Source organism: Citrobacter sp. Cb004, from assembly GCF_030337065.1.
Lineage (GTDB): Bacteria > Pseudomonadota > Gammaproteobacteria > Enterobacterales > Enterobacteriaceae > Citrobacter > Citrobacter braakii.
Genome location: NZ_JAOWCH010000069.1, coordinates 88,036 through 104,960, shown reverse-complemented (window position 1 = coordinate 104,960; position 16,925 = coordinate 88,036). Strand labels below are relative to the sequence as shown.

14 protein-coding genes are annotated in these 16,925 nt (G+C 53.8%); 10 read left to right on the top strand and 4 right to left on the bottom strand.

Features of this window, described 5'->3' with window-relative positions; genetic code table 11:
- The first annotated feature begins 21 nt into the window (after window positions 1-21).
- From igaA to hslO, 4 genes are all read left to right on the top strand, one after another.
- Window positions 22-2,157 carry an intracellular growth attenuator protein IgaA gene (gene igaA, locus OGV65_RS21105; RefSeq protein ID WP_286455392.1) on the top strand — a complete coding sequence of 712 codons (2,136 nt, stop codon included), beginning with the start codon at window positions 22-24 and terminating at the stop codon, window positions 2,155-2,157.
- A 62-nt stretch (window positions 2,158-2,219) separates the two neighbouring features.
- Window positions 2,220-2,888, top strand: coding sequence for a GMP/IMP nucleotidase (gene yrfG, locus OGV65_RS21100; RefSeq protein WP_016157638.1), 669 nt, complete (start codon window positions 2,220-2,222; stop codon window positions 2,886-2,888).
- Between the two features lie 10 nt (window positions 2,889-2,898).
- The gene (gene hslR, locus OGV65_RS21095) at window positions 2,899-3,300 is read left to right on the top strand and encodes a ribosome-associated heat shock protein Hsp15 (protein ID WP_016157639.1); all 402 of its coding nucleotides are present in this window, start codon (window positions 2,899-2,901) and stop codon (window positions 3,298-3,300) included.
- 24 nt (window positions 3,301-3,324) lie between these two features.
- Window positions 3,325-4,203 (top strand): Hsp33 family molecular chaperone HslO, encoded by an 879-nt coding sequence (gene hslO / locus OGV65_RS21090; RefSeq protein ID WP_016157640.1) that lies wholly within the window; start codon window positions 3,325-3,327, stop codon window positions 4,201-4,203.
- 82 nt (window positions 4,204-4,285) lie between these two features.
- Here hslO and OGV65_RS21085 read toward each other — a convergent pair whose 3' ends face one another.
- Complete coding sequence (locus OGV65_RS21085) at window positions 4,286-6,004, bottom strand: DUF4153 domain-containing protein (protein WP_286455391.1); 1,719 nt, start codon at window positions 6,002-6,004, stop codon at window positions 4,286-4,288.
- Between the two features lie 378 nt (window positions 6,005-6,382).
- Here OGV65_RS21085 and pckA point away from each other — a divergent pair, with 378 nt between their 5' ends.
- Window positions 6,383-8,005 carry a phosphoenolpyruvate carboxykinase (ATP) gene (gene pckA, locus OGV65_RS21080; protein WP_286455390.1) on the top strand — a complete coding sequence of 541 codons (1,623 nt, stop codon included), beginning with the start codon at window positions 6,383-6,385 and terminating at the stop codon, window positions 8,003-8,005.
- A gap of 74 nt (window positions 8,006-8,079) precedes the next feature.
- Here pckA and envZ read toward each other — a convergent pair whose 3' ends face one another.
- Both envZ and ompR read right to left on the bottom strand, forming a co-directional pair.
- Entirely contained in the window at window positions 8,080-9,432 is a 1,353-nt protein-coding gene (gene envZ / locus OGV65_RS21075) for a two-component system sensor histidine kinase EnvZ (protein ID WP_006687412.1), read from the bottom strand.
- On the bottom strand, window positions 9,429-10,148 hold the full coding sequence (ompR, locus tag OGV65_RS21070) for an osmolarity response regulator transcription factor OmpR (RefSeq protein WP_001157751.1): 720 nt from the start codon (window positions 10,146-10,148) through the stop codon (window positions 9,429-9,431). The genes envZ and ompR overlap by 4 nt, the downstream gene beginning before the upstream one ends.
- Before the next feature lie 225 nt (window positions 10,149-10,373).
- On the opposite strand from ompR, the gene greB reads away from it, so the two are divergent.
- The 5 genes from greB to feoC all read left to right on the top strand — a co-directional run bounded on the left by greB (window position 10,374) and on the right by feoC (window position 16,523).
- Window positions 10,374-10,847, top strand: a complete 474-nt coding sequence (greB, locus tag OGV65_RS21065) for a transcription elongation factor GreB (protein WP_049283093.1) — start codon at window positions 10,374-10,376, stop codon at window positions 10,845-10,847.
- Window positions 10,848-10,945: 98 nt separating this feature from the next.
- Window positions 10,946-13,279 carry a Tex family protein gene (locus tag OGV65_RS21060; protein ID WP_049283094.1) on the top strand — a complete coding sequence of 778 codons (2,334 nt, stop codon included), beginning with the start codon at window positions 10,946-10,948 and terminating at the stop codon, window positions 13,277-13,279.
- 431 nt (window positions 13,280-13,710) lie between these two features.
- Window positions 13,711-13,938, top strand: coding sequence for a ferrous iron transporter A (gene feoA, locus OGV65_RS21055; protein WP_003023519.1), 228 nt, complete (start codon window positions 13,711-13,713; stop codon window positions 13,936-13,938).
- An 18-nt stretch (window positions 13,939-13,956) separates the two neighbouring features.
- Window positions 13,957-16,275 carry a Fe(2+) transporter permease subunit FeoB gene (gene feoB, locus OGV65_RS21050; RefSeq protein ID WP_016157644.1) on the top strand — a complete coding sequence of 773 codons (2,319 nt, stop codon included), beginning with the start codon at window positions 13,957-13,959 and terminating at the stop codon, window positions 16,273-16,275.
- Between the two features lie 11 nt (window positions 16,276-16,286).
- Window positions 16,287-16,523 (top strand): [Fe-S]-dependent transcriptional repressor FeoC, encoded by a 237-nt coding sequence (feoC, locus tag OGV65_RS21045; protein WP_003023516.1) that lies wholly within the window; start codon window positions 16,287-16,289, stop codon window positions 16,521-16,523.
- Between the two features lie 178 nt (window positions 16,524-16,701).
- On the opposite strand, the gene OGV65_RS25550 is transcribed toward feoC, so the two are convergent.
- The coding region (locus OGV65_RS25550) for a hypothetical protein (protein ID WP_502874462.1) at window positions 16,702-16,925 on the bottom strand (224 nt) is incomplete at its 5' end.

Below are 16,925 nucleotides of genomic sequence, written 5' to 3'. Positions count from 1 at the left end.
ACTAAGTAAGATGGGGAAAGCATGAGCACCATTCTGATTTTTTTAGCTGCTTTGCTGGCCTGCTCATTGCTTGCAGGATGGCTACTCAGAACGAAATCCAGACGGAAAAATTTACCCTTGAGCAACGTCTTCTCAGACGCCTCGAAGCGTAAACTCACGCCTGAAGAGCGCAGTGCAGTCGAAAACTATCTCGAAAGCCTTAGTCAAATTCAACAGGTACCTGGTCCAACGGGCGCCAGCTCCGCGCCGGTGTCATTAACGCTGAATGCCCAAAGTAATAGCGTCATCGTACTTACGCACGCGATTACACGTTACGGCATTACTACCGACGATCCTAACAAATGGCGTTACTATCTTGATTCCGTTGAGGTACATCTTCCCCCTTTCTGGGAACAATACATCAATGACGAAAACAGCGTTGAGCTAATCCACACCAATACGATACCGCTAGTTATCTCCCTGAACGGCCATACGCTGCAGGAATATATGCAGGAAGCGCGTGGCTATGCGTTACAGCACACCGCCTCTACCCAGGCGTCCATTCGCGGTGAAGAAAGCGAGCAGATTGAACTGCTGAATATTCGCCAGGAAACCCATGAAGAATATGCGCTCAGCCGCCCATCGGGATTGCGCGAGGCGTTACTGATTGCTGCATCGTTCCTGCTGTTCTTTTTCTGTTTGATAATCCCGGATACGTTTGTTCCGTGGACAGTTGGTAGCGCGGTGCTGCTACTGGCTGCGGGTCTGTGGGGGCTGTTTGCCCCACCGTCTAAAACCGCCCTGCGGGAAATTCATTGTCTGCGCGGTACGCCGCGTCGCTGGGGGCTGTTTGGCGAAAACGACCAGGAGCAAATTAATAATATCTCGCTAGGTATTATTGATCTGATTTATCCACCGCACTGGCAGCCTTACATCGCACAAGATCTTGGCCAGCAAACGGATATTGATATTTATCTCGATCGCCACGTTGTTCGCCAGGGACGTTTTTTATCGCTGCATGACGAAGTCAAAAACTTCCCGTTACAGCACTGGCTGCGCAACGCCGTCATCGCGGGCGGCTCGTTGCTGGTGCTGCTGATGCTGCTGTTTTGGATCCCGCTGGATATGCCGATAAAGCTTACGCTTTCCTGGATGAAGGGCGCACAAACTATCGAAGCCACCAGCGTTAAACAGCTTGAAAACGCGGGCGTTCGCGTGGGTGACACGCTGCATCTGAGCGGTACGGGTATGTGTAACATTCATACCCAGGGGAGCTGGAATGCGCAGCCTTCCGCGCCATTTATGCCTTTCGATTGCACGCAAATTATCTGGAATGACGCGCGCGCATTACCGCTACCTGAGTCCGATCTGGTGAATAAAGCCACCGCGCTCACGCAGGCGGTGAACCGCCAACTGCACCCCAATGCGGATGATGACTCTCGCGTCAGCGCATCGTTACGCTCGGCAATCCAAAAGTCCGGAATGGTGTTACTGGACGATTTTGGCGAGATTGTCCTGAAAACGGCCGATCTGTGCGCGGCCAAAGATGAATGTGTACGTTTAAAAAATGCACTGGTTAACCTTGGTAACAGTAAAGACTGGACGGCGCTGGTGAAACGGGCGAACGCAGGCAAACTGGATGGCGTGAACGTGCTGCTGCGTCCGGTAAGCGCGGAGTCGTTGGATAATCTGGTGAATACCTCTACGGCGCCGTTTATTTCACGCGAGACTGCGCGAGCGGCCCAGACGCTGAATAGCCCAGCCCCTGGCGGTTTCCTGATTATCAGCGACGAAGGCAGCGATCTGGTCGATCAGCCGTGGCCGACAACCTCGCTATATGACTATCCCCCACAGGAACAGTGGAACGCCTTCCAGCGTCTGGCGCAGATGCTGATGCAGACGCCGTTTCGCGCGGAGGGGATCGTCACCAATATTTCGACCGACGCCAATGGCACCCAGCACATTGGCCTGCACCGTATCCCGGATCGTTCAGGATTATGGCGTTACCTTGGCACAACGCTGCTGATGTTCTCCATGCTCGGGTGCGCTGTCTACAACAGCATACAGGCCTTCAGACGCTACCAGCGTCACCGCTCCCGCATCACGGAAATTCAGAGCTACTACGAAAGTTGCCTGAATCCAACGCTGATTGACAACCCGGAAAGCCTGATTCGATAACACGCTCGCGCGACAGGATATGCTACCCTGTCGCGCATCATGTTTTCTTCTGGGGAGTTTCCATGCAGATCAATATTGCCTGGCAGGATGTCGATACCGTGTTGTTAGATATGGACGGCACGCTGCTCGACCTGGCATTCGATAACTATTTCTGGCAAAAACTGGTGCCGGAAACCTATGGCGCGAAACAGGGTATCTCTCCCCAGGAAGCCCAGGACTATATTCGTCAGCAGTATCATGCCGTGCAGCATACGCTAAACTGGTACTGCCTGGATTACTGGAGCGAATGCCTGGATCTTGATATTTGCGCCATGACAACGGAACAGGGACCGCGCGCCGTTTTGCGTGAAGATACCGTACCGTTTCTTGATGCCTTAAAAGCCAGCGGCAAGCGCCGTATTTTGCTCACCAACGCGCATCCCCATAACCTGGCGGTGAAGTTGGAGCATACCGGGCTGGCCTCACACCTTGATTTATTACTTTCCACCCACACATTTGGTTATCCCAAAGAGGATCAGCGGTTATGGCACGCTGTGGCTGAAGAAACGGGAATGAGTGCAGAGAAGACGCTGTTTATTGACGACAGCGAACCCATTCTCGACGCCGCTGCTCTGTACGGTATTCGTTACTGCCTCGGCGTGACCAATCCCGACTCAGGCATCGCGGAAAAACAGTACGCACGCCATCCGTCACTGAATGACTACCGCCGACTGATCCCCTCACTGATGTGAAGGAGACGCCATGAAAGAAAAGCCCTCTGCTGAAGTCAGGCTGGATAAATGGCTGTGGGCTGCACGCTTTTACAAAACGCGTGCGCTAGCCCGCGAAATGGTTGAAGGCGGTAAGGTGCATTACAACGGCCAGCGCAGCAAACCGAGCAAGATTGTCGAGCTGAACGCCACCCTCACCCTGCGCCAGGGAAATGACGAGCGAACGGTCATTATCAAGGCTATTACCGAGCAGCGTCGCCCGGCCACGGAAGCCGTTACGCTGTATGAAGAAACCGCGGAAAGCGTAGAAAAACGCGAAAAAGTGGCGCTGGCGCGTAAACTTAACGCGTTAACCATGCCGCACCCGGACAGGCGACCGGACAAGAAAGAGCGCCGCGACCTGTTACGATTTAAACATGGCGACAGCGAGTGACTGTCACCTGCAAGAGAGATGATTATGCCGCAACATGACCAATTACATCGTTATCTGTTTGAAAACTTTGCCGTGCGCGGCGAGCTGGTGACCGTTTCGGAAACCCTGCAACAGATCCTCGAAAATCATACTTACCCGCAGCCGGTCAAGAACGTGCTGGCTGAACTGCTGGTCGCCACCAGCCTGCTCACCGCCACGCTGAAGTTTGCCGGTGATATCACCGTACAGCTGCAGGGCGATGGTCCGCTGAGCCTGGCCGTCATTAACGGCAACAACAATCAGCAGATGCGCGGCGTGGCCCGTATGCAGGGCGATATCCCTGAAGGCGCTGATCTCAAAACGCTGGTAGGTAACGGCTACCTGGTGATCACCATTACCCCAGAAGAAGGCGAGCGCTATCAGGGCGTGGTTGGTCTGGAAGGCGACACGCTGGCCGCCTGTCTGGAAGATTACTTCATGCGTTCTGAACAGCTGCCGACACGTCTGTTTATCCGTACTGGCGACGTCGATGGCAAACCCGCTGCTGGCGGGATGCTTCTGCAGGTAATGCCGGCGCAAAACGCGCAGGCAGATGATTTCGATCACCTGACAGCCCTGACCGAAACCATCAAAACTGAAGAGCTGTTAACGCTCCCGGCCAACGAAGTGCTATGGCGCTTGTACCACGAAGAAGAGGTTACTCTCTACGATCCGCAGGACGTTGAGTTCAAATGCACCTGTTCACGCGAACGCTGCGCTGGCGCACTGAAAACGCTGCCGGACGAAGAAGTGGACAGCATTCTGGCGGAAGAAGGCGAGATCGATATGCACTGCGATTACTGCGGGAGCCACTATCTGTTTAATGCCATGGACATTGCTGAGATCCGCAGCAACGCTTCCCCGGCGGACCCGCAGGTACATTAATCACCACTGCCTATCCGGCCCACAATCGTCGACCGGATAGGCGTTCGCACCGCCATCCATCAAAACGCTATCCGCAACACGCTCACTCGTTGTAATAATTCATCGGCAATCGGGTGCCATCAATAGTGATATCACGCCAAACTCTGGGGGCTGAATCCAGTTGATGATTCGCCACCGCCTGCAGCAGTTTATCCTTATTGAATCCTGCAGGTAGCTGACCTGATGCGATGAGTTCCCATTTATCCTCTTTCCTGGCAAAGACCAGACTCTCACCATCGCCAAAAGCATACAGCACCTGCTCAGGCTTACCATCAGCATTGAGGTCCTGATCGACCAGGACGCATGCATCCTGCTCAACGCAGGATGTAATGCGGTAGCTCTGCCCTTTGACAAACGCCCAGAAGGTCTCATCGGGTTGCCTGCTACCTGGAGCAATCATCACTTTCGGCGCTAGTTGAGTGGTAGTCAGGTTCTGAATGGGATCGCGACGTCCTTGCAGCAGAGAATTTAAGTCGCGCCGGCGCTTACTGTCTTGGTTAAACGCCGCATCTTTTTGTAATGCCTCCAACGCCGCACGTCCCGGTTTTCCGCTATTACTCAACATATACAGGCTGACCTGATCCGGCTTAATTTTCCCGCTGTGATACCGCCCCATATGGCTGTTGACGCTGATGCGCCAGGCATCAATAACCGGCGACGACAGCAAAATCAACAGCCCCAACGCCAGCAACGAAACGCTAAGAATCACCTTCCCCTGAAGCTCAAGCGGATTGCGCCCACGGCGTAAAATACTCGCCAGATAGCCAAACGACCAGAGCAGCAGCACGCAGACCACCAGCACGCCATATAAACGCTCGGGCGTCCAACCGTACTGTTGAATTCGCACCCACAGTGACCAACCGGCAATCAGCATATAGATGGGCGCGACAACCAGGGCGCATTTGATCAGGTAGCGTAACGCGGCTGGATAGGGAAGCGCCTCTTTCTGCGGCTCGCGAACGATAGCCATCAACAGCAGCAGGAGCAGCGCCAGCGTTGACATCAACCCGGCCGCAGACACCCGCTGCGAGATAGCCTCCAGGCCGGTGAAGGGCAAGGTCAGCACAAACATCAGCGCCAGCAGCGCGACCAGGGGTAACAGACCGGTGGCGATCAAAGTCAGTAACTTTTGGACCGCCGCAACCAGACGCGACTGCGTGCGGGTCAGTACCACCGCCAGTGCGGTAACCAGGCCAAAGGCCACGTAGCCAAACCAGTCGGTATCAAAGAAAAGCGTGTCGAAGAAGGTAATACCAACGAGCTTAAACATCTCGCTCCATAGCAGGAGCACCATCCAGAACAGACCGTTGGCGACAAAGACAATCAGTAACGTCAGCGCATTAAGCCACAAACTCGTATAAAACTGCGCATAACGGGCCTGCTGGCGGGATGCGTGGAGCGAGTACTGAATCCATGGCAATGCCAGCATCGCCATCAGCAGTAAGCGCCAGCCGTACAACATAAAAATATCATTTTGCCGCCACTTATCGCTGCCCTCGACTTGCCACTTTAGCCAGACGCTCATCGCCAGCACGACAACAAAGATCAGCGCCATCCAGTACCACAGCGCGCGTTGTTTGAAAGAGACAACAGTGAGTAAAAGCGCCGAGGAGAGAGCAATTGTCGCGGGCATGCCATAGAACAGCCAGCCGTCATTATGCGGCACCAGATATGTCATCAGCAGGTAGCACAATATCCCCTGTAACAGGCCGATAGATATCATGCCCCAGCGAGTAGTACGTGAAAGTTCAACACTATCCATGTCGTCACCCAGAATGAAGAGAAAAGGTAATTATCGCATCAACTTCACAATTTTGAGCATTGATAGGCCGATCCCGGACCACTGCGGCGGGAAGTGAATCGATATTGTTTATGTATGAGTTACGTTATTTTCTTACGTGAATGCGATTACACTCACAAGTTTCCCGCCAAAAACACTCTCTATTAACGTTTTAAGAACATTTTCCACAACAAAAAAGGGTTTCCTGCCATAATATCCGCCTCTTTGTGACAGGAGTCGCAGCGCATTCGGTTATCCGTGATTTTCCCGGATGCGTAAATCTATGAGCCTTGTCGCGGTTAGCAATCCCTAAAAAACCTTACTATTCCAGGTAATACATATTGGCTAAGGAGCAGTGAAATGCGTGTGAACAACAGTTTAACCCCGCAAGATCTCAAGGCTTATGGTATCAATAACGTTCAGGATATCGTTTACAATCCAGACTACGACACGCTTTTCCAGGAGGAACTTGATCCAAACCTGGAAGGTTATGAGCGTGGCGTGTTAACAAACCTGGGCGCCGTTGCCGTTGATACCGGTATCTTTACCGGACGTTCGCCAAAGGATAAGTATATTGTCCGTGACGACACCACGCGCGACACGCTCTGGTGGTCCGACAAAGGTAAAGGTAAGAACGACAACAAACCGCTCTCCCCGGAAACCTGGCAGCATCTGAAAGGATTAGTCACCCAGCAGCTTTCCGGTAAGCGTCTGTTTATCATTGATGCATTCTGCGGCGCTAACGCCGATACCCGCCTTTCCGTACGCTTCATTACCGAAGTAGCCTGGCAGGCGCATTTTGTTAAAAACATGTTCATCCGCCCAAGCGACGAAGAGCTGGTTGATTTCAAACCTGATTTCATCGTGATGAACGGCGCTAAATGCACTAACCCGCAGTGGAAAGAGCAGGGTCTGAACTCCGAAAACTTCGTGGCTTTCAACCTGACTGAGCGTATCCAGTTGATTGGTGGCACCTGGTACGGCGGCGAAATGAAGAAAGGTATGTTCTCCGTAATGAACTACCTGCTGCCGCTGAAAGGCATTGCCTCCATGCACTGCTCGGCAAACGTCGGGGAAAAAGGTGATGTGGCAGTCTTCTTTGGCCTGTCCGGTACGGGTAAAACAACGCTGTCCACCGATCCGAAACGCCGCCTGATTGGCGATGACGAACACGGCTGGGATGACGACGGCGTGTTTAACTTTGAAGGCGGTTGCTACGCGAAGACCATCAAACTGTCTAAAGATGCCGAGCCGGAAATCTACAACGCAATCCGTCGTGACGCGCTGCTGGAAAACGTCACCGTGCGCGCAGATGGTTCCATCGACTTCGACGACGGTTCCAAAACCGAAAACACCCGCGTGTCCTACCCGATTTATCACATCGATAACATCGTTAAGCCGGTGTCAAAAGCGGGTCACGCCACCAAAGTGATCTTCCTGACCGCCGATGCGTTTGGCGTGCTGCCGCCGGTCTCTCGTCTTACGGCAGACCAAACCCAGTACCACTTCCTGTCTGGCTTCACCGCCAAACTGGCCGGTACCGAACGTGGCGTCACCGAACCGACCCCAACCTTCTCAGCCTGCTTTGGCGCAGCATTCCTGTCACTGCACCCAACGCAGTACGCAGAAGTACTGGTGAAACGTATGCAGGCGGCAGGTGCGCAGGCATATCTGGTTAACACCGGCTGGAACGGTACCGGCAAGCGTATCTCTATCAAAGATACCCGCGCGATTATCGACGCTATCCTGAACGGTTCGCTGGATGACGCAGAAACGTTCCGTCTGCCGATGTTTGACCTGGCTATCCCAACCGAGCTGCCGGGCGTGGATACTCGCATTCTCGATCCGCGTAATACCTATGCTTCTCCGGAGCAGTGGCAGGAAAAAGCCAACGCACTGGCGAAACTGTTTATCGAGAACTTCGAGAAATACACCGATACCCCTGCGGGTGAAGCGCTGGTTAGCGCCGGACCGAAGCTGTAACGAAGAGTGCCGGATGGCGGTTTCGCCTTATCCGGCCTACAGCAACAAAAAGGGAGGCATTTCGCCTCCCTTTCTTATGCGTCTTTCGTGGTGCCCTGCGCGCGAGTGAAGGGAACCGGAAGCCAGGCGCGGATCGACAACCCTCCTCGTTCACTGGTGCCAATTTCCAGCATACCGTTATGGTTATCGATAATACGCTGCACAATCGCCAGACCCAGGCCCGTGCCGCTGGTACTACGCGCGCTGTCGCCGCGGACAAACGGCTGGAACAGGTGTTTACGCTGCTCCGGCTTGATGCCCGGACCATCATCTTCTACCTGGAACCAGGCGCGATGCGTCTCCGTACCGCTGCTGACCTTAATCCAGCCGTTGCCGTAACGGGCGGCGTTAACCACCATATTGGCAACCGCACGCTTGATCGACAGCGGGTGCATTTTCACCTGAATGCTGCCCGGCAGCAGCGCAGTTTCGATTTCACGTTCATAGCCGCTTTCCGCTGCGACCACTTCGCCTAATACCGAGTTCAGATCCGCCATCTCCATCGGCATCTCCTGACCGGTACGCAGATAATCGATGAACTGCTCGATAATGGCATTACACTCTTCGATGTCCTTATTGATGGACTCCGCGAGATAACCATCCTCTTCGCCCATCATTTCGGTCGCCAGACGAATACGCGTCAGCGGAGTACGTAAATCGTGGCTCACGCCCGCCATTAACAGCGTACGGTCATCGGCCAGTTGCTTCACACCCGCGGCCATATGGTTAAAGGCTCGGGTAACGGAGCGCACCTCTGAAGCGCCATACTCACGCAGCGGCGGCGGAATGATACCTTTCCCCACCTGCAGCGCCGCATGTTCAAGATCCACCAGCGGTCGGTTCTGGATACGGATAAACAGCCACGCGCCACCGATAGCCAACAGCATAATCGCCAGCGTGTAGCGGAACAGCGGTGAGAAATCGCCCTGATGGATCTCCGTCAGCGGCACGCGTACCCAGATATTGGGCGACAGCCAGGTTTTCAGCCATACGACCGGCGAGCTTTTGTTCACCTCAACGCGGACTTCCGTCGGACCGCCCAGCTGCTGCGCCATCTGATGGCTTAAGAATTCATAGTGTTGCGCCCAACGCAGTCCAGCTTCTTCAGCGGCCTCGTTGGAATAGAGGGAAATACCCAGCTCACGATAAATTTCCCGGCGGAATGCGGGCGGCACCACCAGTTGCGTACCGTCCTCCAGCTGCAGTTTATCGGTCATCAGCATACGAACTTCGTAGGCCAGGACCTTATTAAACTGCTGGAGGCTCGGCAGTATCGCGAAGTTCAGCACTACCAGGTAAGTCGTCACCAGGCTGGCAAACAGCAAGGTGACGATGAGCAATAACGTGCGGGCAAACGAACTTCGTGGCGAGAAGCGCATTCGCCTCATGCTTTAGAACCGTCCGGAACAAAGACGTAGCCGAGACCCCACACGGTCTGAATGTAGCGCGGATGCGCCGGGTCCTCTTCCACCATACGGCGCAGACGAGAAATCTGGACGTCGATAGAACGCTCCATCGCCGAATATTCACGCCCACGAGCCAGGTTCATCAGCTTGTCGCGGGACAGCGGCTCGCGCGGGTGGCTTACCAGCGCTTTCAGTACCGCAAATTCCCCACTGGTGAGCGGCATTGGCTCATCTTCACGGAACATTTCACGCGTACCGAGGTTCAGTTTAAACTTACCAAAAGCAATGACCGCTTCTTCCTGAGAAGGCGCGCCCGGCAGTTCGTTCGCTTGACGACGCAGTACAGCGCGAATACGGGCCAGCAGTTCTCGCGGGTTAAACGGTTTCGGAATGTAATCGTCAGCGCCGATTTCCAGCCCAACGATACGATCGACTTCTTCACCCTTCGCCGTGACCATAATGATCGGCATCGGGTTGCTTTGACTGCGCAGGCGACGGCAAATAGACAGGCCATCTTCTCCCGGCAGCATTAAATCCAGCACCATCAGGTGAAAGGACTCACGGGTCAGCAGACGATCCATCTGCTCAGCGTTAGCGACGCTTCGAACCTGGAAGCCCTGCTCGGTCAGATAACGCTCCAGAAGCGCACGCAAGCGCATGTCGTCATCGACCACCAGAATCTTATAGTTCTCTTGCATTGTTATTACTCCCAAAGGTTCGCAACAATTAAGTGTATATTCTTAAGAAAGCTAACGTGAGTCACCAGCGAATTCTGGTATGAATTCCAGGCTAAATTGTTACAAAGCATATTAAACAGCAGCTTAAGTATACAATGTTTCTCGCAATACATTATTTATTCTGTTGATATGCTCGCGTAATACTAATTGTGCGCATCATCACAGAGTCGAAGGTAAAACAATAAGATGAAAACGCCCCTGATAACCCGCGAAGGGTATGAAAAACTCAAACAAGAGCTGAATTACCTCTGGCGTGAAGAGCGCCCGGAAGTCACCAAAAAGGTTACCTGGGCCGCAAGTCTGGGTGACCGCAGCGAAAATGCCGACTACCAGTATAATAAAAAGCGTCTGCGTGAGATCGACCGCCGTGTCCGTTATTTGACCAAGTGCATGGAGAATTTGAAAATCGTCGATTACTCCCCGCAGCAAGAGGGCAAAGTCTTCTTTGGCGCGTGGGTCGAGGTTGAAAATGACGATGGCGACATCCGTAAATTCCGTATTGTCGGCTACGATGAGATCTTCGGTCGTAAAGATTACATTTCTATCGACTCACCGATGGCGCGGGCGCTGCTGAAAAAAGAGGTCGGCGATCTCGCGATAGTCAACACCCCTGGTGGTGAAGCCAGCTGGTACGTGAACGAAATTGAATACGTTAAGTGAGACCGGAACAATCCGAAGCCCCGGTAGATGACTGGCATTTTTGCCAGTCAATCCGTATAACTATCCCCTGATTTTTTATCCTATAGACGAAGCTATCCATGATGAATGATTCTTTCTGCCGCATTATCGCAGGTGAAATTCAGGCTCGTGCTGAACAGGTAGAAGCTGCCGTTCGCCTGCTTGACGAAGGGAACACCGTGCCGTTTATCGCACGTTATCGTAAGGAAATCACCGGCGGTCTGGACGATACGCAACTGCGTAATCTGGAGACCCGTCTGGGATATCTGCGTGAACTGGAAGACCGCCGTCAGGCAATCCTGAAATCTATCGGCGAGCAAGGCAAACTGACCGACGATTTGGCGAACGCGATCAACGGCACGTTAAGTAAGACCGAACTCGAAGATCTCTATCTGCCGTACAAACCTAAGCGCCGCACCCGTGGGCAGATAGCCATTGAGGCCGGACTGGAGCCGCTGGCAGATCTGCTGTGGAACGAACCGTCCCATGACCCGGAAACCGAAGCCGCAAAATATCTCAACGCTGAAAACGGCGTGGCCGATACCAAAGCCGCCCTCGATGGCGCACGCTACATTCTGATGGAGCGCTTCGCCGAAGACGCTGCGCTGCTGGCAAAAGTGCGTGATTATTTGTGGAAAAACGCCCATCTGGTTGCCGCCGTGGTTAATGGTAAAGAAGAGGAAGGCGCTAAGTTCCGCGACTACTTCGATCACCACGAACCTATTTCTACCGTTCCATCCCACCGTGCGCTGGCCATGTTCCGTGGTCGTAACGAAGGCGTGTTGCAGCTTTCACTAAATGCCGATCCGCAATTCGATGAGCCGCCAAAAGAGAGCCACGGCGAGCAGATTATCCAGGATCACCTGGGACTGCGCCTGAACAACGCCCCCGCTGACAGCTGGCGTAAAGGCGTTGTTAGCTGGACGTGGCGCATCAAAGTGCTGATGCACCTTGAAACTGAGCTGATGGGTACCGTGCGTGAACGTGCGGAAGATGAAGCGATCAACGTCTTTGCCCGTAACCTGCATGACCTGCTGATGGCCGCCCCGGCCGGGCTGCGCGCCACAATGGGTCTCGATCCGGGTCTGCGTACCGGTGTAAAAGTGGCGGTGGTTGACGGTACCGGCAAGCTGGTCGCGACCGACACTATTTATCCGCATACCGGCCAGGCAGCCAAAGCCGCCGTTGCCGTGGCGGCGTTGTGTGAAAAATACAACGTTGAGCTGGTCGCGATTGGTAACGGTACGGCGTCGCGCGAAACCGAGCGTTTCTTCCTCGACGTGCAGAAACAATTCCCGAAAGTGACCGCGCAGAAAGTGATCGTCAGCGAAGCCGGGGCATCGGTTTACTCTGCTTCCGAGCTGGCGGCGCTGGAGTTCCCGGATCTCGACGTTTCACTGCGTGGCGCGGTGTCTATCGCCCGTCGTTTGCAGGATCCGTTGGCGGAGCTGGTGAAAATCGATCCGAAATCTATCGGCGTGGGCCAGTATCAGCACGATGTTAGCCAGACGCAACTGGCGCGCAAGCTGGATGCAGTGGTGGAAGACTGCGTGAACGCCGTCGGCGTCGATCTGAATACCGCCTCCGTGCCGCTGCTGACCCGCGTTGCTGGCCTGACGCGCATGATGGCGCAAAACATCGTCGCCTGGCGCGATGAGAACGGTCAGTTTCAGAACCGTCAGCAACTGCTAAAAGTTAGCCGCCTGGGGCCAAAAGCCTTTGAACAGTGCGCGGGCTTCCTGCGTATCAACCATGGCGATAACCCACTGGATGCTTCTACCGTTCACCCGGAAGCTTATCCGATTGTGGAACGCATTCTGGCCGCAACCGAGCAATCGCTGCGTGACCTGATGGGCAACAGCAACGAACTACGCAATCTGAAAGCAGCCGATTTTACCGACGAACGCTTCGGGGTGCCGACCGTCACCGACATCATCAAAGAGCTGGAAAAACCGGGCCGCGACCCGCGTCCTGAATTTAAAACCGCGCAGTTTGCTGATGGCGTAGAAACCATGAACGATCTGCTGCCGGGAATGATTCTGGAAGGGGCAGTCACTAACGTCACGAACTTCGGCGCGTTTGTTGATATTGGCGTTCATCAGGATGGTCTGGTGCATATCTCTTCATTGTCGAATAAGTTCGTCGAAGATCCACACACTGTGGTGAAAGCGGGCGACATTGTGAAGGTGAAAGTGCTGGAAGTTGACCTGCAACGTAAGCGTATCGCACTGACCATGCGTCTGGACGAGCAGCCGGGTGAAACCAATGCGCGTCGCGGCGGCGGGAATAACGATCGTACTCAAAGCAATCGCCCGGCGCCAAAAGCCGCGAAACCTCGTGGTCGTGACGCACAGCCTGCGGGTAACAGCGCCATGATGGATGCGCTGGCGGCGGCAATGGGTAAAAAACGCTAGTGTGACTTTTGTGCCGGATGGGGGTGTAACCTCCTTATCCGGCTGACTTGTCGCAATTAATTTGTAAGCCGGATAACACGCGTGAGCGTCGCCATCCGGCATATTTAGTCTATTTCCCGCTTTCCACCGCCATATATTTATCACTTCATTAACAGATGAAACCTTAATTAAACATTAAGATCCTCACTAATTATTTCCGCGAATCATTCGTTCCCAACCAGAATAAATATTGAGGAATATCAAAATTGGCGCAAATTATTATCCAATTGTACATTCCGTCACATTTATTCTATTGATGATAGAAACCATTCTCATTATCATTGATCTGTTGATTATTTACTCTTTCCTTACGTTGGCTAATCATCTGGCCTCATGCCGCCTTGCCGCCCCATGAGGTAATCATCCAGTTAGCGAGATATAAGTAGGTCCCTATGCAATTCACTCCTGACAGTGCGTGGAAAATTACCGGTTTTGCCCGTGAAATCAGCCCGGCTTATCGTCAGAAACTGTTGTCACTTGGCATGCTACCCGGCTCCTCTTTCAACGTGGTGCGCGTCGCCCCACTCGGCGATCCTATCCATATCGAAACGCGTCGCGTAAGTCTGGTATTGCGTAAGAAAGATCTGGCGTTATTAGAAGTGGAAGCGGTTTCCTGTTAATACAGTGAGTCTATAAAAATGAAAAAACTAACCATTGGTTTAATTGGCAATCCTAATTCCGGCAAGACTACTTTATTCAACCAGCTTACCGGCGCACGCCAGCGTGTAGGCAACTGGGCTGGCGTTACCGTTGAGCGTAAAGAAGGTCATTTCGCAACGACGGACCACCAGGTCACGCTGGTTGATTTACCCGGCACCTATTCTCTGACGACAATCTCATCCCAGACCTCTCTCGATGAGCAGATCGCCTGTCACTATATTTTAAGCGGCGACGCGGATCTCTTGATCAACGTGGTCGATGCTTCAAACCTTGAACGCAACCTCTACCTGACGTTGCAACTGCTTGAGCTGGGCATCCCCTGCATCGTCGCGTTGAATATGCTGGATATTGCCGAGAAGCAGCAAATCCGTATCGATATCGATGCCCTCTCCGCTCGCCTTGGCTGCCCGGTGGTTCCGCTGGTATCCACCCGCGCCCGCGGCATTGAAGCGCTGAAGCTGGCGATCGATCGCTACAAAGAAAACGACACCGTCGAGCTGGTTCATTATGCCCAGCCGCTGCTGCAGGAAGCGGATTCCCTCGCCGATGCGATGGCCAAAGATATGCCGTTAAAACAGCGCCGCTGGCTGGGCCTGCAGATGCTGGAAGGCGATATCTACAGTCGGGCCTACGCGGGTGATGCCGCGCAAAACCTTGATGCCGCCATTGCACGTCTGAGCGAGACAATGGACGATCCGGCACTGCATATCGCCGATGCGCGCTATCAGTGCATTGCCGCTATCTGCGATACCGTCAGCAACACCCTGACGGCAGAGCCGAGCCGCTTCACCACCGCAGTAGATAAAATCGTCCTCAACCGCTTCCTCGGGCTGCCGATTTTCCTGTTCGTGATGTACCTGATGTTCCTGCTCGCCATCAACATTGGCGGCGCGCTGCAACCGTTGTTTGACGTCGGCTCCGTAGCGCTCTTTATCCATGGTATTCAGTGGATTGGCTACACGCTGCACTTCCCGGACTGGCTCACTATCTTTTTGGCGCAAGGTCTTGGCGGCGGGATTAACACCGTGCTGCCACTGGTACCGCAAATCGGCATGATGTACCTGTTCCTCTCCTTCCTTGAAGACTCAGGTTACATGGCGCGCGCCGCGTTTGTAATGGACCGTCTGATGCAGGCGCTGGGACTGCCGGGCAAATCGTTTGTCCCGCTGATCGTCGGCTTTGGCTGTAACGTACCGTCAGTGATGGGCGCACGTACGCTGGACGCCCCGCGTGAACGTCTGATGACTATCATGATGGCGCCGTTTATGTCTTGTGGCGCTCGCCTGGCGATTTTCGCCGTCTTTGCCGCAGCGTTCTTTGGTCAGAACGGTGCGCTGGCGGTCTTCTCACTGTACGTACTGGGTATCGTTATGGCGGTATTGACCGGTCTGATGCTCAAACACACCATCATGCGTGGCGAAGCAACGCCGTTCGTGATGGAGCTGCCGGTGTACCACGTGCCGCACATTAAGAGTCTGATTATTCAGACCTGGCAACGCCTGAAAGGCTTCGTTCTGCGTGCGGGTAAAGTCATCATCATCGTCAGCATTTTCCTCAGCGCGTTTAACAGTTTCTCGCTGAGCGGAAAAATCGTCGACAACATCAACGACTCTGCTCTGGCTTCCGTCAGCCGCGTAATCACGCCGGTCTTCAAGCCGATTGGCGTTCACGAAGATAACTGGCAGGCAACCGTAGGTCTGTTCACCGGCGCGATGGCGAAAGAAGTGGTTGTCGGTACGCTGAACACGCTCTATACCGCAGAAAACATTCAGGAAGAAGAGTTCAACCCGGCAGATTTCCACCTCGGTGACGAGCTGCTCGGCGCGGTAGATGAGACCTGGCAAAGCCTGAAAGACACCTTCAGCCTGAGCGTACTGGCTAACCCTATTGAAGCCAGCAAGGGCGACGGTGAAATGGCTACGGGTGCAATGGGCGTGATGGGCGAAAAATTTGGCAGCGCTGCCGCCGCTTACAGCTACCTGATTTTCGTGCTGCTGTATGTGCCGTGTATTTCGGTAATGGGCGCTATTGCACGTGAATCCAGCCGTGGCTGGATGAGCTTCTCGATTCTGTGGGGCCTGAACATCGCCTACTCTCTGTCGACGCTGTTTTATCAGGCGGTCAGCTACAAAGAGCACCCGACCTACAGCCTGGTGTGCATTTTAGCTGTCATCCTGTTTAACATTGTGTTGCTGGGCCTGCTGCGTCGAGCTCGCAGTCGCGTGGATCTCGCACTGCTGGCGACCAACAGGACGGCAAGCTCCTGCTGTTCCAGCACCACTGGCGACTGCCACTAAGGTTATCGACAATGGCATCGCTTATTCAGGTTCGTGATTTATTGGCTTTGCGGGGACGCATGGAGGCAACTCAGATTAGCCACACGCTGCACACCCCGCAGCCCATGATTGACGCCATGCTGAATCAGTTAGAAAAGATGGGCAAAGCGGTGCGGATTCAGGAAGATGCCGACGGGTGTCTTTCCGGAAGCTGCAAGAGTTGTCCGGAAGGTAAAGCCTGCCTGCGCGAGTGGTGGGCTTTGCGCTAGTTCGATGCCGGATGGTGCTACGCTTCCGGTCTAAAAATGACTGCAAACGTCCTGGCCGGATAAAGCGTTTATGCTGATATCCGGCTTTTTGCGTAATGGATTCCACAAAGATGTCCCTGTTTCAGCAAAGCTGATCTATCCTCCAGCCTGTCGCGCATCGTTATCAACTCGTGGATGATTACTGGCGACCAGGGAAGTAGAGTCTCGTCATCTTGTTTCTCAGGTGACGGATCGCCATGAATACTGACACGACTGCTACGCCGCATGACGCGATTTTTAAAACGTTCTTAAACCACCCTGCTACCGCACGCGACTTTCTTCGTTTTGCGTAATGGATTCCACAAAGATGTCCCTGTTTCAGCAAAGCTGATCTATCCTCCAGCCTGTCGCGCATCGTTATCA